Origin of the sequence: Amycolatopsis lurida (assembly GCF_900105055.1) — a bacterium.
Lineage (GTDB): Bacteria > Actinomycetota > Actinomycetes > Mycobacteriales > Pseudonocardiaceae > Amycolatopsis > Amycolatopsis lurida.
The window spans coordinates 5,389,494-5,410,840 of the sequence record NZ_FNTA01000004.1 but is presented as its reverse complement, the minus strand read 5'-3'; the positions used below and the strand labels follow the sequence as shown (position 1 = coordinate 5,410,840).

General features: G+C 68.4%; 19 protein-coding genes. 7 read left to right on the top strand and 12 right to left on the bottom strand.

Annotation, left to right across the window (positions count from 1 at the left end; all coding sequences use genetic code 11):
• Nucleotides 1-58: 58 nt before the first annotated feature.
• Entirely contained in the window at nt 59-820 is a 762-nt protein-coding gene (locus BLW75_RS31080; RefSeq protein ID WP_034305261.1) for a site-2 protease family protein, read from the top strand.
• On the opposite strand, the gene BLW75_RS31075 is transcribed toward BLW75_RS31080, so the two are convergent.
• The 3 genes from BLW75_RS31075 to mshB are packed head-to-tail and all read right to left on the bottom strand — an operon-like array spanning nt 804 to nt 2,849.
• Nucleotides 804-1,610 (bottom strand): hypothetical protein, encoded by an 807-nt coding sequence (locus tag BLW75_RS31075; protein WP_034305264.1) that lies wholly within the window; start codon nt 1,608-1,610, stop codon nt 804-806. The genes BLW75_RS31080 and BLW75_RS31075 overlap by 17 nt on opposite strands.
• On the bottom strand, nt 1,603-2,010 hold the full coding sequence (locus BLW75_RS31070; RefSeq protein WP_034305266.1) for a hypothetical protein: 408 nt from the start codon (nt 2,008-2,010) through the stop codon (nt 1,603-1,605). Before BLW75_RS31070 ends, BLW75_RS31075 begins: the two co-directional genes overlap by 8 nt.
• A complete protein-coding gene (gene mshB, locus BLW75_RS31065) occupies nt 2,007-2,849 on the bottom strand; it encodes an N-acetyl-1-D-myo-inositol-2-amino-2-deoxy-alpha-D-glucopyranoside deacetylase (protein ID WP_034305268.1) in 843 nt (280 codons plus the stop codon). The genes BLW75_RS31070 and mshB overlap by 4 nt, the downstream gene beginning before the upstream one ends.
• A gap of 158 nt (nt 2,850-3,007) precedes the next feature.
• Between mshB and BLW75_RS31060 the strand changes: the two genes are divergently transcribed.
• On the top strand, nt 3,008-4,786 hold the full coding sequence (locus tag BLW75_RS31060) for an ABC transporter ATP-binding protein (RefSeq protein WP_167373543.1): 1,779 nt from the start codon (nt 3,008-3,010) through the stop codon (nt 4,784-4,786).
• A gap of 389 nt (nt 4,787-5,175) precedes the next feature.
• Here the strand turns inward: BLW75_RS31060 and BLW75_RS31055 are convergent, their stop codons facing one another.
• The 5 genes from BLW75_RS31055 to typA form a co-directional block, all read right to left on the bottom strand.
• A complete protein-coding gene (locus BLW75_RS31055; protein ID WP_091598657.1) occupies nt 5,176-6,108 on the bottom strand; it encodes an ABC transporter permease in 933 nt (310 codons plus the stop codon).
• Nucleotides 6,101-7,117 carry an ABC transporter permease gene (locus BLW75_RS31050; RefSeq protein ID WP_034305904.1) on the bottom strand — a complete coding sequence of 339 codons (1,017 nt, stop codon included), beginning with the start codon at nt 7,115-7,117 and terminating at the stop codon, nt 6,101-6,103. Before BLW75_RS31050 ends, BLW75_RS31055 begins: the two co-directional genes overlap by 8 nt.
• 180 nt (nt 7,118-7,297) lie before the next feature.
• The gene (locus tag BLW75_RS31045) at nt 7,298-9,103 is read right to left on the bottom strand and encodes an ABC transporter family substrate-binding protein (protein WP_034305276.1); all 1,806 of its coding nucleotides are present in this window, start codon (nt 9,101-9,103) and stop codon (nt 7,298-7,300) included.
• A 287-nt stretch (nt 9,104-9,390) separates the two neighbouring features.
• Complete coding sequence (locus tag BLW75_RS31040; RefSeq protein WP_034305278.1) at nt 9,391-11,100, bottom strand: ABC transporter family substrate-binding protein; 1,710 nt, start codon at nt 11,098-11,100, stop codon at nt 9,391-9,393.
• A 600-nt stretch (nt 11,101-11,700) separates the two neighbouring features.
• Complete coding sequence (gene typA, locus BLW75_RS31035) at nt 11,701-13,623, bottom strand: translational GTPase TypA (RefSeq protein ID WP_034305906.1); 1,923 nt, start codon at nt 13,621-13,623, stop codon at nt 11,701-11,703.
• 195 nt (nt 13,624-13,818) lie between these two features.
• On the opposite strand from typA, the gene BLW75_RS42975 reads away from it, so the two are divergent.
• Entirely contained in the window at nt 13,819-13,977 is a 159-nt protein-coding gene (locus tag BLW75_RS42975) for a hypothetical protein (RefSeq protein WP_007028942.1), read from the top strand.
• A 7-nt stretch (nt 13,978-13,984) separates the two neighbouring features.
• Here BLW75_RS42975 and BLW75_RS31030 read toward each other — a convergent pair whose 3' ends face one another.
• Entirely contained in the window at nt 13,985-14,284 is a 300-nt protein-coding gene (locus BLW75_RS31030) for a YciI family protein (RefSeq protein WP_034305281.1), read from the bottom strand.
• A 278-nt stretch (nt 14,285-14,562) separates the two neighbouring features.
• Here BLW75_RS31030 and trpS point away from each other — a divergent pair, with 278 nt between their 5' ends.
• Nucleotides 14,563-15,528 carry a tryptophan--tRNA ligase gene (gene trpS, locus BLW75_RS31025; protein WP_034305283.1) on the top strand — a complete coding sequence of 322 codons (966 nt, stop codon included), beginning with the start codon at nt 14,563-14,565 and terminating at the stop codon, nt 15,526-15,528.
• 51 nt (nt 15,529-15,579) lie between these two features.
• Here the strand turns inward: trpS and BLW75_RS31020 are convergent, their stop codons facing one another.
• From BLW75_RS31020 to BLW75_RS31010, 3 genes are all read right to left on the bottom strand, one after another.
• Nucleotides 15,580-15,969 carry a (deoxy)nucleoside triphosphate pyrophosphohydrolase gene (locus BLW75_RS31020; protein ID WP_034305286.1) on the bottom strand — a complete coding sequence of 130 codons (390 nt, stop codon included), beginning with the start codon at nt 15,967-15,969 and terminating at the stop codon, nt 15,580-15,582.
• 129 nt (nt 15,970-16,098) lie between these two features.
• A complete protein-coding gene (locus tag BLW75_RS31015; protein WP_034305288.1) occupies nt 16,099-17,427 on the bottom strand; it encodes an ATP-binding protein in 1,329 nt (442 codons plus the stop codon).
• Entirely contained in the window at nt 17,424-18,152 is a 729-nt protein-coding gene (locus tag BLW75_RS31010) for a response regulator transcription factor (protein ID WP_034305291.1), read from the bottom strand. The genes BLW75_RS31015 and BLW75_RS31010 overlap by 4 nt, the downstream gene beginning before the upstream one ends.
• Before the next feature lie 144 nt (nt 18,153-18,296).
• Here BLW75_RS31010 and BLW75_RS31005 point away from each other — a divergent pair, with 144 nt between their 5' ends.
• From BLW75_RS31005 to BLW75_RS30995, 3 genes are read left to right on the top strand one after another with little or no spacing between them, the layout of a single operon-like run.
• Entirely contained in the window at nt 18,297-19,382 is a 1,086-nt protein-coding gene (locus tag BLW75_RS31005) for a LolA family protein (RefSeq protein WP_034305292.1), read from the top strand.
• Nucleotides 19,379-20,374 carry an ABC transporter ATP-binding protein gene (locus tag BLW75_RS31000; protein WP_034305294.1) on the top strand — a complete coding sequence of 332 codons (996 nt, stop codon included), beginning with the start codon at nt 19,379-19,381 and terminating at the stop codon, nt 20,372-20,374. Before BLW75_RS31005 ends, BLW75_RS31000 begins: the two co-directional genes overlap by 4 nt.
• Nucleotides 20,371-21,252, top strand: a complete 882-nt coding sequence (locus BLW75_RS30995) for an ABC transporter permease (RefSeq protein ID WP_034305297.1) — start codon at nt 20,371-20,373, stop codon at nt 21,250-21,252. The genes BLW75_RS31000 and BLW75_RS30995 overlap by 4 nt, the downstream gene beginning before the upstream one ends.
• Nucleotides 21,253-21,347: the final 95 nt, after the last annotated feature.

Sequence of the window (21,347 nt, the reverse complement as noted above, 5' to 3'; positions counted from 1 at the left end):
ACACGCCGAGAACTTCACATCGGGCATACGGAAGACTGGAGGGGTGCAGAGATCAGCAGTGCGGCCAAGCCCGATCTTCCTCGGCATCCTCGCGGTCACCGTCCTGGGCGGTGTGCTGGCGGCTTTCGGTGACAACACCACGATTTCCCGGCAGGACTACGACCCGCTGATCACCATCGGCGTGATCCTGCTCGTCGCCGGCGGCTGGGTGGCGTCGCTGACGCTCCACGAATTCGGCCACGCCGTCGTCGCGTTCCGCGGTGGTGACCACAGCGTCGCCCACAAGGGTTATCTGTCCATGGACGTCCGGAAATACACGGATCCGATCCTGTCCATCGTCCTGCCGTTGGTATTCCTCGTCATCGGCGGCATCCCGCTGCCGGGCGGCGCGGTCTGGATCGAACACGGACGACTGCGGTCACGCGGGGTCCAGTCGTGGGTGTCACTCGCCGGACCACTGAGCAACCTCGGCGTCGGTGTCCTGCTGACCCTCGTCATCGCGCTGGTGCCGATGTCCTCCGGTCTCGTCATCGGGCTTTCGTTCCTGGCGCTGCTTCAGGTCGTCACGTTCATCCTGAACATCCTGCCGATCCCCGGACTCGACGGCTGGGGCGCGATCGAGCCGTACCTTTCGCCGGGCGCGCGGGAGTTCGGCGCGAAGGTCCGGCCGTGGGCGCCGCTGGCGCTGTTCGCCGTGCTGATCGCCGTCCCCGGAGCCAGCCCCTTGTTCTGGGATGTGTCCTACGCGATCTTCGACGCCGTCGGCGGATTCACGCTCGCCGCGCAATACGGACAAGACGCGTTCATGTTCTGGAAGTGAGCTCGCCCTCAGGATGCTGGGTGAACCACTCGTGCGCCCGCTTCCAGACGCGTTTGAGGCCGGACCGCTCGCCGAGGTAGTCGCCCGCCATGCCGACGACCGGCAGTTTCCCGAGCGCACGGTGGAAAAGACGGCCGCGAGGCCGCTTTTCCAGTTCGTCGACGATGCCGAGCAGACCCCGGCCGAGGCGCCACAGCGTGCCGGCGGCCGCCTTGAAGGTGACCTTGCCGTGCTTCTTCTTGGCGTCGTCGATTTCTTCGGTGAGCTTCGCCGCTTCGTCGTCTTCGGCAGCCTTGTCGTGTTCGGCGTGTTTGCCCGCCGCGATCACCGGGTCGATGTCGCGTTCGAAGAGCACCCACGCGATCAGCCGGACCCGTGCGCCGACGTCGGTCACGCCGTACTCCCCCGCGATCGCGCACAGCAGCACCCCCTGCGACGCCGAGCCGAGCGCGTCCTGCACGGGCAACCGGTCGGCGAGCGCGCCGCCGAGACCGGGGATCGCGGTGATCAGCGCGGTGACCCGGCCGACCCGGTTCACCCACCAATGGGTCCGCTGGTAGTTCGACATCTCCGCCCAGGCCGCGGTGCCGGGCACCTTGACCGACGTGATCCCGTCGAGCAGTTTGTCCTTCAGTTTGGGCTCGACGCCGTCGAGGTCCTCGTGGCGGCGTCCCCTGGCCTGGAGGCCGAACGGATCCGCGTCACGCAGCGCGTCGACCATCGGCCCACAGGCCCGGACGAACGGTCGCAGCACCGCCACGACCTGACGGTCCGAAATCGCTTCACCCACCGCTAACTCCCTTCGCCGCCTTGCCGAGACCGCCACCCAGCGCCATCGCTCCCGGCAGTGCCCCGCCGCCGATCAGCAGCAAGGCCCGCCAGTCCTGTATCAGCACCAGATCACCACCGGGGCCGGTCACGCCCATCACGAGTACGACTAGTACCCAGACGAGCAGCGGAATCACCGAAAAGGAGGGCCGCACCACTTTCGCGGTCGTCCGCACCAGCAGCGGGGTGGTGATCACCGCGAGCACCACGGTCACCGGCAGGGGCGCGTCACCGAGCTTCGGCAACACGATCCCGTCGAGCCGGAGCGGCAGGAAGAACAGTTCGAGCGATCCGAGCAGGAACGCGTCGAAGGTCAGCAAGGCCAGCAGCAGACGCTGCCGCGAGGTGAGCGGCGGGTTCACCTCGCGAGGCCCCCGAACAGATCGGCCGCGGCGCCTTCGGCCGGTCCGTGCGCGAGCACGAAGTACTCGTTCGGGGTGATCGGCTGCGCGATGTCGTTGCTCAGCGCGAAGTGATCCGCGAGATGCGGCGGAGCGGGCACGCTGACCTGGGTCTCGTGCGCCCGCAGCGCGGCCGCCTTCGCCGGGATGTGCGCACCGACGTCGACGACGGTCGTGATGGTCTCGTCCGGCGTCACCGGCAGTTCGCCGTCTTCGGGGACCCGGAACGGAGAGCGTCCGCGCAGCGCGGCGAGGCCCGCCGCGACGGCGTCGCGGGAGGAAACCGTGTGGAAGACCCGCTCGACCGACGCGGCCTTCGGTGCCGCGGCCATCGTGACCTCGTGCGCGCGGATGTGGTCAGGGTGCCCGTAACCCCCGAAGGCGTCATACGTGACGACGACCTGTGGCCGGACCTCGTCGAGGATCTCGGCGAGCTGAGCCGCCTGCTCCCCGAGGTCGCCGCCGGAGAACGCGCGCGGATGCGCCGCGGACGGCGTCCCGGCCATACCCGAGTCACGCCAGCGGCCGATGCCGCCGAGATACCGGTGCCGGGTGACGCCCAGCGCCGCGCAGGCCGACGCCAGCTCGCCCGCGCGGTAGCCGCCGAGCTGGTCCGAAGCCCACGAACCGAGACCGTCGAGGGACGGCGGGATGATCTCGCCTTCCTCACCGAGCGTGCACGTGACGACGGTCACTTCGGCGCCTTCGGCGGCGTAACGCGCGATGGTGCCACCGGTGGTGATGCTCTCGTCGTCCGGATGGGCGTGCACGAGCAGCAATTTGGGCAGATCGGAGATCACGGCTTGAAGACTAATTCGAACACGGCGCGCTTTCCTTTATAGGGTGTCGGGAACGGAAGCCGGAGAGCACCGACCTTAGTCGGGCGACTCTCGGTTATCCTCGCGCGAGTCACGGGCACTGCGTCGTGACCATATGTACCCCCACGAAGGGCATCTTGGTGAGCACTGAAGCAGCATCGTCGGACCTCGGCGGCGTGTCGGGTTCGGTTCTGTCCATCTCCGACCTGAGCGTCTCGTTCCCGACCGACGAGGGCGTGGTCAACGCCGTCAAGGGCATCGGATTCGACGTCAAACCGGGTGAGATCGTCGCGGTGGTCGGTGAGTCCGGTTCCGGCAAGTCGGTGACCTCGATGTCGGTGCTCGGGCTGCTCCCGAAGACGAGCCGGATCGCGGGCGAACTCCGCCTCGGGGACCGCAACCTGGCCGATCTCAAGGAGAAGGACCTCCAGAAGATCCGCGGCAACCAGGTCGCGATGATCTTCCAGGAGCCGATGACCGCGCTCAACCCGGTTTACACCGTCGGCTGGCAGCTGCGCGAGGCGCTCCGCTCGCACCAGGACATCTCGAAGGAAGCCGCCGACAAGCGCGCCATCGAGCTGCTGGAGATGGTCGGCATCCCGAACCCGCCGCTGCGCTTCAAGCAGTACCCGCACCAGCTCTCCGGCGGTCTGCGGCAGCGCGTCGTCATCGCGATGGCGATCTCTTGCGACCCGAAGGTCATCATCGCCGACGAGCCGACCACGGCGCTCGACGTCACCGTGCAGGCGGAGATCCTCGGCCTGCTGCGCAAGCTGCGCGACACCCTCAACACCGCGATCGTGCTGATCACGCACGACATGGGGGTCGTCGCCGACCTCGCCGACCGCGTGGTCGTGATGTACCAGGGCAACATCGTCGAAGAGGCGCCGGTGCGCGACCTGTTCGCGTCGCCGTCGCAGGAGTACACCCGCAAGCTGCTCGCCGCGGTCCCCGTGCTGGGCCAGCGTCCGGAAGGCCGCCGCCTGCTCGAAGAGGGCATCTCCGCCGACAGCGACGAGGCCACGAAGATCGCCGAGGAGATCCGCCTCGAGGACTCCGAGCTCGCCGCGGTGATCGAGGAGAACGCGCCCGCGCTCGAGATCAAGAACCTCGTGCTGGAGTACCCCGGCCGTCGCGGCCAGGCGAAGAACCGCGCGGTGGACGACGTCTCGCTGAGCATCGCCAAGGGCGAGATCGTCGGCCTGGTCGGCGAGTCCGGTTCCGGCAAGTCGACCGTCGGCCGCTGCGCGATCCGCCTGCTGACCCCGACCTCGGGCACCGTCTCGATCGCGGGCAAGGACATCACGAACATGTCGAACAAGGACCTGCGCCCGCTGCGCCGGTACTTCTCGATCGTGTTCCAGGACCCGGCGTCCACACTGGACCCGAAGATGACCATCGGCGAATCGATCGCCGAGCCGATGGTGCTGCACAAGTTCCTGCAGGGCAAGGCCCTGAACGAGCGCGTGGCGTCCCTTTTGGACAAGGTCGAGCTCGGCGGCCACTACCGCAACCGCTACCCGCACGAGCTGTCCGGCGGTCAGCGTCAGCGCGTCGCCATCGCGCGGGCGCTGTCGCTCGACCCGGCGCTGCTGATCGCGGACGAGCCCACCTCGGCGCTGGACGTGTCGGTGCAGGCGCGGGTGCTGGACCTGTTCCTGGACCTGCAGCGCTCGCTGCAGTTCGCCTGCCTGTTCATCAGCCACGACCTCGCCGTCGTCGACCTGCTGGCCGACCGCGTCGCGGTGATGCAGCACGGCAAGCTGGTCGAGGTCGGCACGCGTGACCAGGTGCTGCACTCGCCGCGCGAGGACTACACCCGTCGTCTGCTGTCGGCCGCCCCGGTCGCGGACCCGGTGCTGCAGGCCGAGCGGCGTGCGGCCTGGGAAGCGGGCAAGCTGGCCCCGGTGGCCGACTGACCCTCGGAGGTACGTGAAGGCCCCCTTCACCGCGCTGGACGCGGTGAAGGGGGCCTTCGTGTGTCTGGGCGACACTCGCGTGTCTGGAGCCGTATCTCGCGTGCTTGAAGGCGTAACTCGCGTGTCTGGAGCCGTATCTCGCGTGACTGGATGGACGACACGTGTGATCAGGTGGACGACACGTGTGATCAGACGGACGGCACTCGTGTCGTCCATCCAGTCACGCGTGTCGTCCGCCCGGTCACGCGGAAGTACCGGTGCGGCAAGCACCCTGGCAGCCCGGAGCGCGTCACCGTACGACGAAAGCCCCGCGGAGGCCTGAAGCGCGTGAAGGCCCCCTTCCCTCGGCTGAGCCGAGGGAAGGGGGCCTTCACGCGTTGAAGAGGGCCTTACGCCTTCTGACGGCGCTGACGCGGGTCGAAAGCGTCCCGCAGGCCGTCACCGATGAAGTTGATCGTCAGCGAGATCAGCACCAGCACGACGAACGGGCCGAAGAACAGCGCCGGCCGCGCCTGGAGCTGCGCGTAGTTCTCGAGGATGACGCGGCCGAGCGAAGTGTCCGGCAGCTGCACCCCGAGCCCGATGAACGACAGTGCCGCCTCGATCAGCACGGCCTGCGCGATCGCGAGGGTCGCGTTGACCGTGATGAGGCCGACCATGTTCGGCACCAGGTGCTTGAACACGATGTGGAACGTCCCGGCGCCGGACGCGCGGGCGGCGTCCACGAACTCGCGCTGGGACAGCGACATCGACTCGGCCCTGGCGATACGGGCGATCGGCATCCAGCCGAAGGCCGCCAGCACCATCGCGACGATGTACCAGGTACCGCCGCCGAACACCTTGGCCAGGATGGCCGCGGCCGCGATCTGCGGGACGATCAGGAACAGGTCCGTCACGCGGGAGATCGCCGAGTCGGTGAAGCCGCGGAGGTACCCCGCCATGGCACCGAAAACGGTTCCGATGGTGGTGGCGACGAGCGACACGATGAGCGCGATCAGCAGCGAGTACTGGGTGCCGCGCAGGATCTGCGACACCATTTCCTTGCCGACCTGCGTCGTGCCCAGCGGATACTCCGCGCTGGGCTTGGCGAAGGACGGGAAGGAGCTGTCCTCGTAGCTGTACGGCCAGAAGATCGGCATGATCAGCACGGTCAGCACGAGCAGCAGCAGGACCGCCGTGCAGATCATCGCCAGCTTGTGCCGCAGGAACTTGCGCAGGACCAGCTTGCCCTGGCTCTGCGGCTCGGGCAGCGCCTCCGCCGGGAGCGCGCCGTCGGCGGGCTTGGAACCTTCCGCCGCGATAAGGGAGTTCAAGTCAGCCAACGCGAATCCTCGGGTCCAGGATGCCGTACATCAGGTCGGCGATCAGGTTGGCGACGATGATGCTGCTGGCGATGAGCACCAGCCACCCCATCATCACCTGCGTGTCGCTCTTGGTCACGGCTTCGACGAGCAGCTTGCCCATGCCATTCCAGTTGAACACCGTCTCGGTGATGATCGCGCCCGAGAGCACGGCACCGAAGTTGACGGAGAACAGCGTGGTCACCGGGATGAGCGCGTTCCGGAAGGCGTGGCGGAAGATGACCCGGCCGTTGGCGAGCCCCTTGGCACGCGCGGTCCGCACGTAGTCCGCGTTCAGCGTCTCCAGCATCGAAGCGCGCTGGAACCGGCTGTACGCGGCGAAGCTGATCGCCATGATGGACAACGTCGGCAGCAGATACGCGCCGACATAACTGGCCAGGAACCCGCCTGGACCGTCGAAATTCAGCGATTCCGGGCTCGTGGTGCGGATCCACGGGTTACCGAGCACATCGGACAGTCCCAGGTCCCGGACCCAGCCGTTGAACTCGATCGCGTAGCGCTTGAGCACGATGGCGACGCAGAAGATCGGCATCGAGAACAGCAGGAAGGCCAGCGTGGTGGCGATGTAGTCGATGATCGAGTACTGCTTGACCGCCGCGACCACACCGACGAGGACGCCGAGGACGAGCGCGAGGATCTCGGCGCCGACGACGAGCTTCAAGGTGACCTCGAACGCGTCCATGACCTTCGGGAACACCGGGGCCTGCGCGTTGCCCTGTGCGATGGAAACGCCCCAGTCGCCGGTGACGAAGTTGCCGAGCCAAGTGAAGTACCGGGGCACGATGCTCTGGTCCAGCCCGAGCTGCGAGGCCATCTGCGCGATGGCTTCCTTGCTCATGGCCGGGTTGCTCTTCATCTCGGCGAGCGGGTCACCGGTGCCGGCGACCATGACGAAACACAGGAAAGTCCCGACCAGCAGGACGGGAATCGATATCGCCAGACGGCGAAGAATGTAGATCACCAGGTTCAACGAACTGCTCCTCATCCGGGCCTGGCCGCCGAAGTGCTGGACCGCTGCCCGGTTGTCCACCGTAGTGGCGGTAACCCTACGGTCAACAGCTACTTCCGGCGGGTACGGGGCCCGGCTTGTGGCCGGACCCCGTACCACCAGGATCGCGTAAGCGAGTGGTGAAAAAGCGGGGCGGAAGCCCTACTTCTTCTGCTCCCACTCGCCGACGTTCCACAGGACACCGTTGTACGACTGCATGTAAGTGCGGTCGATGCCCTTGAACGCCCACATGGACGGGGTCTGGAACAGCGGCAGCGTCGCGTACTCGTCCGCGATCGCCTGGTCGGCCTTCTGGTAGTTCTCCAGCTGCACGGCCTCGTCGGTGGCCTTCACGGCCGCCTCGAAGGACGAGTCGATCGTCGGGTTCGACAGGCCCTGGTAGTTCTGGCTGCTGTCGTCGACACGGGTGATGTAGATCGACTTCTGCTCGGCCTTGAACGGAGCGGCGGACCAGCCGAAGAGCGCGGCGTCGTAGTCGCTGGCCGCGAGACGGCCACCCTTCAGGAAGTTGGCGTCCTGGTCGTCCGTGATCTCGATACCGGCGGCCTTGGCCTGCGAGATGATGATCTCGACGGTCTGCTGACGGCGGGTGTTCTGGTTGTGCGAGATCTTGAACGACGCACGCTGGCCGTTCTTGGCGAAGATGCCGTCGCCACCCTTGACCCAGCCGGCGTCGGTCAGCGTCTTGGCCGCGGCCTCGGCGCCGAGACCGGCCTTGCTGCTGTACAGGTCCTTGAAGCCCTGCTCGCCCGGCATGAACACGATGCTGTTCAGCGGGGTCGCGTCGGCCTGGACCTCCTTCAGGAGCTTGTCGGTGATCTCCTGGCGGTTGACGACCTCGAAGAACGCCTTGCGCAGGTCCTTGTCCTTGAACATGCGCTTGTAGTTGAGGTCGATGTGCTCGAAGGTCAGCTGCGAGGCCGAACCGTAGGTGATGCCCTGGGCGGCGAGGCCCTTCATGGTGTTCGCCGCGGTGGCGTCCGGCTGGGTCGAAGCGGCGATGTCGATCTCACCGTTCTGCAGCGCGGTCGCCATGGCCTTGGTGTCCTCCATCGCCTTCACGACGATCTTGGAGGGGCCACCCTTGCCACCGATCCAGTTCGGGTTCTTCTCGAGCGTGACGGCCTTCTGGTTGGCGTCGAACGCGGTGATCTTGTACGGACCCGAAGCCGGCATGTGCTCGGCCTTGAAGCCCTTGAAGCCGTTGGTCCAGAAGTCACCGGCCTTCGCCAGCTGGGCCGCGTCGCTGGTCGGGGTCAGCTTGGTGATGTCGGCGACGCCCGAGTTCTTCTCGACGATGTGCGCGGGCATGATCGCGGTCGAGTTGAACAGACCCTTGTAGTCCAGGTACGGCTCGGTGTACCTGGTTTCGAAGGTCAGGTCGTCCTTACAGGTCGCCTGGTCGATCAGCTGGTAGCCGGTCGTCGAAGCGGCGAGGAAGGCCTGCTTGCCGTCGGAGGTCTTCGCCTTGCCGGAGTGCGCCAGCCACGACAGGTACATGTCGTCGCAGTCGAACGCCTCGTTGTCGGACCACTTGACGTTCGGCTTGATCTTGTAGACGACGGTCTGCGGCGACTTGGAGGTGACCTCCCAGGAGTCGAACACGTCGTTGTTCAGCAGCACCTTGTTGTTGCCGTCGAGCACATCGGCACCGGCGAGCACGGCCGTCAGGATGTAGGTGTTGTACGACGTGTTGGTGTCGGGCGTGTCGTTGTTGTAGCCCGAGTACCCGTCGTCGATACCCACCGTGACGGTGCCTTCGTACCCCGGGGTGTCCGCGAGCTTGAAGTTTTCGCCGTTCTGCGCCTTGCCGGTCGCCATGCTCTTGATGTCGGTCGACGACCCGTTCGGGTCGGTACTGCCGCTGTCGCCACCGCTGCATGCGCTCAGCACAAGCGCGGAGGCCGCGACCAGCGACCAGGCGGAGACTGCCTTGGACTTCCTCATGAAGTGTGCCCTCCTAGCACTGGGTTCCTGAGATCGGAACAGGACCCCACACCGCTCCGGTGAGATGGCCCGGAGCCTATGACACGCCAAGCAACACTCATTTGGCGCACTGCGGGTGCACGCTAGAAAGGAAATGCACGAACAGTCACCAGTTCCGGGGCGATCGTGACCAAAGGGTAACTTGCGGCTGACATCAAGAAATACAGTGGTTACCTTGAGGAATCAGTCCACCACTCGAACGTGCCGGGAAAGGTCACCCGCCAGGGTCCGACTCGGCCGCGAAACGGCTACTTCGGACCCCGTGTCCAGTTCACCGCGGACCCGAAAGGGCCCACCATAGGAGGACCTGCGGTTACTCCGGAAATACCAGAGCCGATGGCGAGGGTATCGGCCAGCTGGAACAACGGAATGGCAACATTCCGACGCCACAATTCCGGTTCCAGGGCCGAAAGCGTGTCGGCCACCGGGGTGGCGCCGGTCAGCGCGGCGTCGATCGGGGCCTGCAGTGCCGGATCGCAGAAGCCCAGCGGGTTCCCCGGGACGACGGCCTTGGTCTTGTCGGTGAGCTGATCGGGGCGGCAGCCGAAGGTGGACGCCAGTACCGAAGCGACGTCCGCACCGCCGGTGACCTGGCCGATCACCGCGATGTCGATGCCGACGTTGCCCGCGCCCTCCGGGGTCGTCTGCTGGATCCCGTCGAGTACCGGCATGGCCAGCATCGTCGAGAAGAGTTCTCTCGGCTGCGGGGCGATCGCGTTGACCTCGATCCCCGCGGCCACCAGTTGCGCCGTCAGCTCCTTGGCGATCGTCGCGTACGGCTCCTGTTTGGCGGGCGAGGCCACGACCAGCGAAAGGTTCTTCCCGTTCTTCCGCCAGGTGCCCGCTTCCTTGGTGTATCCGGCGGATTTGAGCAGTTCCTCGCCCTTCGCGGGATCCGCCGCCGACGGCGGACCCGGGGCCGGGATCGTCGGCTGGAAACCGGGCGCCGACGGGACGCGGACCTGCGCGTCGGCGCGGAGCTTGTCGGACGGGCCGCCCTCGGTCGCCTCGGTGATCAGCTTGCCGCGGTCGATCAGCGCGGTGACCCCTTCGCGCACCTTGGGATCCGACAGCGTCGAGCTCACCGGCCGCAGGAGGATCTGCGCGACCGTGGGACGCGCGACCGTGTGCAGCTGGACGGCCGAACCGAGTTCGCCGAGCCGTTTGAGGCCGGTGCCGTCGGTCCTGGTCATCGCGAACTGGTCGTTGCCGCTGCGCAGAGCGGCCAGTGTGCCGTCCTGATCGGCCGCACGGAGCACGATCCGGTCGAGGGCGGAGGGTTTCTCCCAATAGCGCTCGTTGCGCTCCAGGGTGATCTCTCCGCGCGCGGTGTCGAGGCCCTTGATGGAGTACGGGCCGCCGACCGCCGGGAACGTCGTCGCCAGTGCGCCCTGCCACCCGTTCGGGGCGTCCTTGAGCAGATGCGCGGGCAGGAGGTTGCCGAAGAGCGTCTGCCAGCCCGGATACGGCTTCGCGAAGGTGACCTCGACCCGCTTGCCGCCTTCACGCGATTGGATGTCCGAGATCAGCCGATAGCCGGCGGCGCCGATGACGCCCGGCTGGTCGCGCATCGCCTCGCGGAGATAGGCGAAATCCTCGGCGGCGATCGGCGCGCTGTCGGACCAGGAGGCGTCCGGGCGGATCGTGTACGCGACCGTGAACGGCTGCTGGGACACGACCTCGGCGGACTTCATCAGGTTCTTGTCCAGCTCGAAGCTGCCGTCGTCCTTGGGGCGGAACACCGACGGGAGCAGCAGCTGCGAAAGCGCCGACGTGACCTGGGAGGCGTCAGCGAGGTTGTGCGGGTTGTAGCCGCCGAGGACGTCGTCGACACCCACGACCACCTGGGAAGGCGCCTTCGTGGTCGACGTGCTCACCGGGGAGGCCGAGGAGCTGACCACGGGCGGGGGCGGGGTGTTGCTGCAGGCGGCGAGAAGCACGGCCGCGCACGCCAGCATGGACGCCGCTGTGGTCGGTGACCGCACGCCTTGATCCTCCCGGTTTGTCCCTCGCCTGGTCGCCATAGAGCTATCACGCGCGCCATGGCCTCGGCAGCGAGATTCCCATATCGGCCCGGTCGTCGCCCGACCGGATGCCGTCCTCCTCCGGTGGACGTCCGGGAGGCCCCCGGGGTTCCTGCCGGACCGCGGCTTTTCGGAGACGCCTGAACACGCCGGTCCGGCAATCGGTTCCGCAACCCGGAACATTCCGGAACGGCCGCCGGAATGTTCGCCACCGCACGATTGATGACCGAAACGATCGCGACCGCGAGTCCTATCCGGACGCATTTAGGGTCTTTTGTTTCGCGCCCGCCCGGATCCGCGTTCTCCGCACGGCACGCGCGGCCGCTCCGGCGCCGTTCGGTCCGGGGTGTTCCGGTGTTGTGAACACCGTCCGAAAAGGAGTTCGACTTTCCAGCGGAATTGTCGAGAAAGGACCTTTCTTTAACGAAGAACGCCCAGCCGAATACGGTGCGTGACCGCATCGGGACGCGAAAACGCCGGAGGGCGCCTACTCACGGTGAGTGAGCAGGCGCCCTCCGGCGTTCGCTTGGCGGGTCAGCCGCGGTTCTTGTTGCGGTTGCGCTCCTTGGCGCGCTGGTTGACGTCCAGCGTGACCTTGCGGATCCGGACGACGTCGGGGGCGACCTCGACGCACTCGTCGACGGAGCAGAACTCCAGCGCCTCCTCCAGGCCCATCTTGCGCGGGCGGGCCAGCGTCTCCATCACGTCGGCGGAGGACTGACGCATGTTGGTCAGCTTCTTCTCCTTGGTGATGTTGATGTCGAGGTCCTCGGCGCGCGGGTTCTCGCCCACGACCATGCCCTCGTACACCTCGGCGCCCGGCTCCACGAAGAAGGTGCCGCGGTCGGCCAGCTGGATCATCGCGTACGCGGTGATCGGGCCGGACCGGTCGGCGACCAGCGAACCGGAGTGACGGGTGCGGATCTCGCCGGCCCACGGGAAGTACCCCTCGAACACGTGGTTCGCGATACCGGTGCCGCGGGTCTCGGTGAGGAAGTCGGTGCGGAAGCCGATCAGGCCGCGCGCCGGGAGGACGTAGTCGAGCTTGATGCGGCCGGTGCCGTGCCCGCCCATGTGCTCCATGCGGCCCTTGCGAGCGGCCAGCAGCTGCGTGATGCCGCCGAGGTGCTCCTCCGGGGAGTCGATCGACAGCCGCTCGAACGGTTCGTGCAGCTTGCCGTCGATCATCTTGGTGACCACCTGCGGCTTGCCGACGGTCAGCTCGAAGCCCTCGCGGCGCATCTGCTCGACGAGGATGGCCAGCGCCAGCTCGCCACGCCCCTGGACCTCCCAGGTGTCGGGGCGCTCGGTCGGCAGGACGCGGATCGAGACGTTACCGATCAGCTCCTGGTCCAGGCGCGCCTTCACCAGGCGGGCGGTGACCTTGTCGCCGCCGCTGCGGCCGGCCAGCGGCGAGGTGTTGACACCGATGGTCATCGAGATGGCGGGCTCGTCGACGGCGATCCGGGGCAGCGCCTCCGGGTTCTCCACGTCGGCGAGGGTGTCGCCGATGGTGATCTCCGGGATACCGGCGATGGCGACCAGCTCGCCCGCGCTCGCCTCGGTCGCCGGGACGCGGGTGAGCGCCTCGGTGACCAGCAGTTCGGAGATGCGGACGTTCTGGATGGTGCCGTCCTCGCGCATCCACGCCACCGTCTGGCCCTTGCGCAGGCTGCCGGAGTGGATGCGGATCAGCGCGATCCGGCCGAGGAAGTTGGAGGCGTCGAGGTTGGTGACCAGCGCGCGCAGCGGGCCCTCGCGGTCGGCGAAGGGCGGCGGCACGTGGCGCATCAGGGTCTCGAACAGCGGGTCGAGGTTCTCGCTCTCGGGCACCGCGCCGTCGGCGGGCTGCTCGAGGCTCGCCTTGCCCGCACGCGCGGAGGCGAAGACGACCGGCAGGTCGAGGATCGCGTCGAGGTCGGCGTCCTCGATGTCACCGGCCAGGTCGAGCAGGAGGTCGTGGGTCTCTTCGACGACCTCGGAGATCCGGGCGTCGGGACGGTCGGTCTTGTTGACGACCAGGATCACCGGCAGGCCGGCTTCGAGGGTCTTGCGCAGCACGAACCGGGTCTGCGGGAGCGGGCCCTCGCTGGCGTCGACCAGCAGCACCACCCCGTCGACCATGGACAGGCCGCGCTCGACCTCGCCGCCGAAGTCGGCGTGACCGGGGGTGTCGATGACGTTGATCGTCACCATGCCCTCGTCGGTCTTGCGGCGGATGGAGGTGTTCTTCGCGAGAATGGTGATGCCCTTTTCCCGCTCGAGCTCCCCGGAGTCCATCACGCGATCGACGAGTTCGGCGCGTTCCTCGAAGGCGCCGGACTGCCGGAGCATCGCGTCGACGAGGGTCGTCTTGCCGTGGTCGACGTGTGCGACGATGGCGACGTTGCGCAGGTCGGGCCGGGTCTTGCCGGACGAGCGGCCGGCATCGACTGCGGTGGCGCTGGCTGCGGGCACGCGAAGGCTCCAAAGGGTTTCAAGTTCGGGTGTGGTGCCCACGCTCGCGCGTTCGAGACACGCCTGGCCGACTTTGGCCATACGCGGACCACACCAGGATACCTGTAGCCCGACTGTGAGCAGCCCCACGCCCCCAGATCGATTAGGCTCACCTAACGTGTAGAGGTCGCCGACACGGTCGGACAAGGAGCGCGAGTGGGCAAGAAACTACCCGACGACCCGCACAAGCTCGTGCGCAAATGGATGAAGTCCGGCAAGGTCAAGAAGAAATGCTGCCGGTCGAAGTCGAGATGCGGCAAATGCCCCGTCCTCGCCCTGAAAAAGGCGAAGACGAAGATCGCGAAGGCCGCTTAGAAGATCGTCAATGCACCACCGCCTCGTTGATCGCCCGCAGTTCCGGCGCGGTCCGGGTCGGCGAGAACTCGATCACCTCGTAGGCGGCCATGTGCTTGATCGAGAAGGGGTCGGTCGCGAGGATCGCGTCCAGCTTTCCCCTGGCCATGGGCTTGGTGATGATCACGCCGCCGATCCGCGGGTTGCGCCTGCCGGAGGCGAGGAAATTACCGTGCTCGTACTGTCTGGTCAGCCAGTCGGCATGGTCCGGGAGCACATAGTCGATTTCTTCGATGGGCGCGGTATAGGTCAACAGGACGACGAACATGAGTCGAAGGTAGACCCGCATCGCCAATATGACGGATGTACTGCCCCGCCTGATATGAAGTGTTGACGCTTCATGCCCGTAATGAGTGATCCGCGCCTGCTCTCCCGGTTGCGGTAGGATCACCGGCATGCGCGCGCAGAACGCACAGTGGTGGCCGCCCTCCGGCGGCCCCGAAGTCCTGCGCTGAACCAGACGAGCGCACCACCAGGCCGCCCCACCGGGCGGCCTTTTTCGTGCCCGGACCCTGGGGCGGCCCGAATCCGGAAGGAAGAAGGCAGATGATCAGGTTGTCCGGGATCACCCCGTCCGGCCACGTCCACGTCGGGAACCACCTGGGGGCCATCCGGCGCTGGGCGGACGAGGGCGGGCCGGACGACCTGTACTTCGTCTCCGACCTGCACGCCATGACGAACGCGCACAATCCGGCGAAGCTGCGTTCGATGGCGTCGGAGCAGCTGGCCGTGCTGATCGCGGCCGGGATCGAGCCGGACCGCGTGTTCGTGCAATCCGACATCGCCCGCGAGCTGGGCGCCCTCAACTGGGTCCTGGAGTGCACCTGCAACTACGGCGAGGCCGCCAGGATGATCCAGTTCAAGGAGAAGTCGAAGGGGCGGGCCGGGGTGCGGCTGTCCCTGCTGACCTATCCGGTGCTGATGGCGGCGGACATCCTGCTGCAGGGCGCGGACGAGGTGCCGGTCGGCGAGGACCAGCGGCAGCACGTGGAGCTGGCGCGGACGCTGGCGAAGCGGTTCAACTCCACCTATGGCGACGTGTTCACCATGCCGAAGGCGGTGCTGCCGCCTGCCGGCGCGCGGGTCATGGACCTCGCCGAGCCGACGCGGAAGATGTCGAAGTCGACGAAGGAAGAGGCCGGAGTGGTCTTCGTCCTCGACGAGCCCGACCAGGTCCGGCGGAAGGTCAAGCGCGCGAAGACCGACGGCGGGTCGAAACCGGCCTACGCGCCGGAAACCCGGCCGGGGATGGCGAACCTGCTCGACATCCTCGCGGCGTGTGTCGGGGAGAAGCCCGAAGTCCTCGCGGACCGGTTCGATTCCTACGGCCAGGTCAAGGAGGTCGTCGCCGAGGCCCTGATCGAGGAGCTGCGGCCGGTCCGGGAAGGCGCTTTGGCGCTGCTGAGCGACCCCGGTGAGCTGGAGCGGGTGCGCAAGGCGGGCGCCGTCCGGGCGGCGGAACGGGGTGCGCACCGGTTGCAGTCCGCGCTGCGGCTCATCGGCGCCGGCTGAAGAGGTCCCTGAAGGCCTCCTTGAGGGACTCAGGGTCCCTCAAGGAGGCCTTCACGGACTCGCGAGCAGGGTGTGCAGGGCGGGCAGGAGGACGCGGTCGGCGGGCAGCCAGTCGAGGTCGTCGAGGTCTCGCGCGGAGATCCAGCGGACGTCCTTGTGCTCCACTGCTCGCGGCTCGTCCCCCGCGCTGACCAGCGAAGCGGCGTAGATCCGCAGCACCTTGCCCTTCGGCAGCGGCACATCTTCGCCGACCCGGCCCGCGACCGTCACGGCGACGTCCAGTTCCTCCAGGCATTCACGGGCCAAGGCGGCTTCGTCGCTTTCCCCGTCCTCGACCCGCCCGCCCGGCAGTTCCCACTGCCCCGCGTGGTCGGCGGGCCAAGCCCGCTGCTGCGCCAGCAACTGTCCGTTCCGCACGATGGCGGCGCCCACGATCACCACGCGCTCACCCTACGACCGAATGTGCCGCTCGCGGACGGCGGTTTCGCGTGATCAGACGGACGACACGCGTGATCAGGCAGACGACACACGTGATCAGACGGACGGCACGCGTCGGGCGGACCGAATCACCTACTGAGGCCGCGCCGCCTGCCAGACGACCTGGAAACGCGCCCCGCCATCGGGTGACTCACCGACGCGGACGCGGCCTCCTCGGCGCCGGACGGCCTCGGCGACCATCGCCAGCCCCAGCCCGGTGCCGCCGGACGACCGGGCCCGCGAATCGGACACGCGGTAGAACCGGTCGAACACCCGCTCGCGGTGCTCCGGCTCGATACCCGGCCCGTCGTCGTCGACCACCACCCGCACGGTGGACCGCGCCGCGAGCACCGACACCACGATCTGCCCCCGCGCGTACCGGCAGGCGTTGCGCAGCAGATTGCTCAGCACCAGTTCGACCTCGGCGTGCGTGGCCAGCGCCCATGCGGCCCCGACCGTCCCGCTCACCCGGATCTCCGGCGCGCCGGCGGGCATCCGCGCGACCGCGGCCCGTACCTCGCTCACCAGCTCGACGGGTTCCGCGGGCGGGACCTCCCCCGCGTCCGACCTCGCCAGCGCCAGCAGCCCGTCGAGCAGCGCGGAGAGCCGTTCCGCCTCCTCCAGGATGTCGGAAAGGGTCTCCTGTGACAGGTCGGGATCGGGGTTGGCGACCGCGACCTCGGCCTGCACGCGAATCGACGCGACGGGCGACCGCAGCTCGTGCGCGGCGTCCCCGGTGAACCGGCGAAGCCGTTCGGCACCTTCTTCCTGTCGCGCCAGCAACGCGTTGAACTCCTCGGCCAGCGCGCGGAGTTCGTCGTGCGAATCCGGGAGCGGGAGCCGCGCGCCCGGCGGGAGCGCCCGCACCGACCCGCGCATCCGCGCCACCGGCCGCAGGGCGAACCGCACCAGCAGCCATGTCGCGATCCCGGCGCCCACCGCGCCGACGGACGCGACCACGAACAGCCACAGCCCGCCGGAGTGCACAGCGGTCGCGAAGCCGACCAGACCCGCGCCCGCGACGACGAGCCGTTGCTGCCCGTCGGGGGCGGTGACCACGGTGCCCGCCCAGCGCCAGCTGTGCTCACCGCCGGTCGTGACCGGTTCGCCCGCCTTCAGCGCGCGGACGTCCGCGGGGCCGAGGTTCGCGGGCGGGAGGCCGTCCGCCGGGCCGCCGGCGGTGTCGAGGACGCGGACGGTGACCGCCGATCCCGACGGCACCCGTCCCGCGGAGACGTCGGCCTTCGCGGTGTCCAGCTGGGTACTCAGCTCGTCATCGACCGAGCCGATGAGCAGCGGCTGAAGGTTGTCCCCCGCGACCGCCGCCAGCCCGAGCAGGAAGCCGAGCGTGACCGTGGCCGTGAGCAGGGTGATCCGGACCTGGAGCGAACGGCGGCGCCACCAAGACGGCGAGCCGATCACCCCTGTCCCGCCGGGGCGATCACTTCGTCGAGCTGCGGGTCCGATGCCAGGTAACCGTGTCCGCGCACGGTCCGGACCAGCGCGCCGGCACCGACCGCGTCGAGTTTGCGGCGCACGTAACCGACGTAGACCTCGACGACGTTCCGGGTCGCGGCCTGCTCGTCACCCCAGACGGCGCGCAGCAGCTCGTCCTTGGTGACGACCGTTCCCGCCCGGCCGGCCAGCACCTCCAGCAACGCGAACTCGCGGGGGCTGAACGCCACTTCGACGCCGTCGTAGCGGACTTGCCGCAGGCTCCGGTCGACTTCGAGCGCGCCGATGCGCAGCGGCCCGCGGATGGCGTCCGGCGAGGTCCGCCGCAGCACCGCGCGCACCTGCGCGACCAGGACGACGAACGAGAACGGTTTCACGAGGTAGCCGTCGGCGCCGAGGTCGAGGCCGTCCGCCTGGTCGACCTCGCCGTCCTTCGCGGAGATCATCAGCACCGGCGTGGTGACGCCGAGCGCGCGCAGGCGTTCGAGCACGCGGTAGCCGGAAAGACCGGGGAGCATGATGTCGAGCAGGACGACGTCGAAGGAGCCCGTCTGCGCGAGCCGCAGGCCGCTGGGCCCGTCGGCCGCCGTGACCACGTCCATGTCCTCGGCGCGCAGCCCCCGCTGCAACGCCTTGCGCACGCCGGGCTCGTCGTCGACCACCAGTACTCGAGGTTTCACGTCCCTCATCATTCACGCTTCGACCAGCTCACGCGCGACCTCTCAGCGCCATCTCAGCTCCGGCGGCGGAGTCTGAGTGGTGTCTCAGCGTTTCCGGGGAAGCGTTGTCGCCAAGACCCGAGCACACTGGGGTTCGGGGAAACAGGGAGAGACAGCATGGATCCGAAGAGGAAGGCCATCACCGCGGCGGTGGTGGGGACGGCGCTCGGCGTCGGCGGGCTCGTCGTCGTCGCGATGCCGGCCACCGCGGGCGACGCGCCCGTCTTGCCGCAGGTCAGCGCCGAAGAGCTGGTGCAGTCGACGCTCAACGCGAAGCCGCCGGCGTTCGACGGGAAGGTCAAGGTCAGCAACGACCTCGGCCTGCCGCAGGTCGGCGGCGCCATGCCCGGCGTCTCGGCGCTCGACGTCGACTCGGCGCAGGTGTCGACCGACGGCGCGGGCAAGAGCAAGATCTCGCTCACCGAGGGCTCCAGCCAGCAGACCATCGTCCGGAACGGCCAGACCGTCTGGGAGTACAACTCCAAGGACAACTCGGCCACCAAGATCACCGTCCCGGCCGAGCTGGCCAAGGAGCACCAGGACAAGGCCGAGGCCGTCGACCCGGCCACGGTCGCCTCCGAACTGCTCGGCAAGGTGCGCGAGAGCAGCACGATCGCCGTCGACGGGACGGCCTCGGTGGCGAACCGGGCCGCGTACGAACTGGTGCTGACCCCGAAGCCGACCGAGCGGACCCTCCTGCGCGAGATCCGCGTCGCGATCGACGAGCAGACCCGGATGCCGCTGCGGGTCACGGTGCTGGCCAACGGCACGTCCGCCCCGGCGTTCGAGGCTTCGTTCAGCGAGATCAACTTCGCGGCGCAGCCCGCGTCGAACTTCGAGTTCACCCCGCCCAAGGGCGCGAAGGTGACCGAGAAGACCGCCGAGGTCGACCCGAAGAACCGTGAGCTCGCCGAGCAGGCGAAGTCCGAGATCAAGGTCGTCGGCGACGGCTGGGACACCGCGATCACCGGCAAGATCCCGGCCGACGCGCTCGCGAAGGCCGGCGAGGCCAAGGACGAGCAGGGCCGCCAGGTCGACCCGAAGGCGCTGCTTTCGCGGTTCGCCAAGCCGGTCAGCGGTGCCTGGGGCAGCGGCTGGCTGGTGACCACCAAGGTCGGCAGCGGCGTGCTGACCGACGACGGCCGCTACGCCGCCGGCGCGGTGCCGGAGCAGGTCCTCTTCGAGGCTTTGGCCGCGAAGTGACCACCACGTTCGAAGCCGGAGCGGACGCTTCTCAGGAGGCGTCCGCTCCGGCGGTACCCATGGCGGCCCGCACCCGGGGCCTGCGCAAGGTCTACGGCCGCACGGTGGCCGTGGACCACGTCGATCTCGACGTTCCCGAAGGCGCCGTGCTGGGGATGCTCGGCCCCAACGGCTCGGGCAAGACGACGACCATCCGGATGCTGCTCGGTCTCGTGCGGCCGACCGAGGGCGAGGTCGAACTCTTCGGCAAACGGATGCCCGACGAGGCGGCGCACGCGTTGCCCGACGTCGGCGCGCTGGTCGAAGGGCCGGGCTTCCACCCTTTTCTCTCCGGGCGGGAGAACCTGCTGCGCGTGGCCGCGGCCGAACCGCGGCTGGCCTCGGCGGGAATCCCCGGAGCGGTCGACGCGGCCCTTGAGCGCGTCGGCCTGACCGGCGCCGCCACCCGGCGCTACAAGGGCTATTCGCTGGGGATGAAGCAGCGGATGGGCCTGGCGAGCGCGCTGCTCGTGCCGAGGCGGATGGTCGTGCTCGACGAGCCGACGAACGGCCTCGACCCGGCGGGCACCAGGGAGATCCGCCGGATCATCGGCGAACTGCACGCCGACGGCGTCACCGTGCTGGTGTCGTCGCATCTGCTGGCGGAGGTCGAGGCGACCTGCACGCACGTCGCGGTGCTCCAGTCCGGGAACGTGATCGCCCAGGGCGAGCTCTCGGAACTGCTGGAGTCGGGGAACGCGGCGCTGCTGGTGCGGACGCCGGACGCCGAACTCGCGGTGGAGACGTTGCGGGAGAACAGGATCGGCAGCAGGCTCACGCCCGACGGCGTCCGTGTCGACCTGACCGCCGCCGAAGCCCCCGACGTGCTGCGTCATCTGGTGACGGCCGGGGTGGCCGTGCACGAGGCGGCGAGGGCGCGGACCGGACTCGAAGACCTGTTCGCCCGGCTGACCCAGCCGGAGTCCACTGTAGACGGTGAGGGCGAGTCGTGACCCACGCTCTGGCCGCGGCACCCGCGGCACGGACCGGGCAGGACAGTGTCGGCCTGCTCCGGTTGTACCGCGCCGAACTGCGCTGGATCTTCCGGCGGCCCCGTACGCTCGCCGTACTGGGCCTGCTCGCGCTGATCCCGGTGATCATCGGGGTCGCGCTGACACTCGTCGACCCGGCGGAGACGAGCGGCGGCGGTGGCGGCGATGGGGACGGCGCGCTGCTCGCGTCCGCGGTCAGCAACGGGTTCATCCTGCCGGTCGCCGCGCTGACCATGACGCTGGGGCTGCTGCTCCCGCTCGCTTCGGCGATGGCCGGGGCGGACGCGATCGCCGGCGAGGCGGCCCACGGGACGCTGCGCGGCTGGCTGATCGCGCCGGTCGGCCGGGGCAGGCTGCTCGCGATCAAGGCGTTCGGCGTCGCGACGGTTTCGACGATCGCCGTGCTGGCCATGACGTTCACCGGTTTCGTCACCGGACTGGTCATCAGCGGCACCGACTCGATGTTCACCCTCACCGGCTCGACGCTGAGCGTCTGGGACGCGCTGGGCCGCATCCTGCTCGTGGCCGCGTGGGTGGTCCTGCAACTGTGGGCGGTCGGCGCGGTCGCGCTGGCGATCTCGGCGTTCACCGAACATCCGATGCTGGTCGTCGCCTCGGTGCTGGCCGGGACGATCGTGTTCACCATCCTCGGCTTCCTGGACGCGGTCTCCTGGCTGCATCCGTTCCTGCTCAACGAGAACTGGACGCAGGCGCCCGCCTCGGTGCTGATGGACCCGGTGGACACCGCGATGCTCGGCGAAGGCGCGCTGCGCGCCGCCTGCTACATCGCCATCGGGCTCTCGATCGCCTACGCGCGCCTGACCACCCGGGACGGCTGACCGCACTCACGCAATTCGGCACCTGGTTGCGATAGCTCGCGCTGCGAACCACCGCAATCAGGTGCCGAATTGCGTTGTTTGGGTGGGCGAAGCAT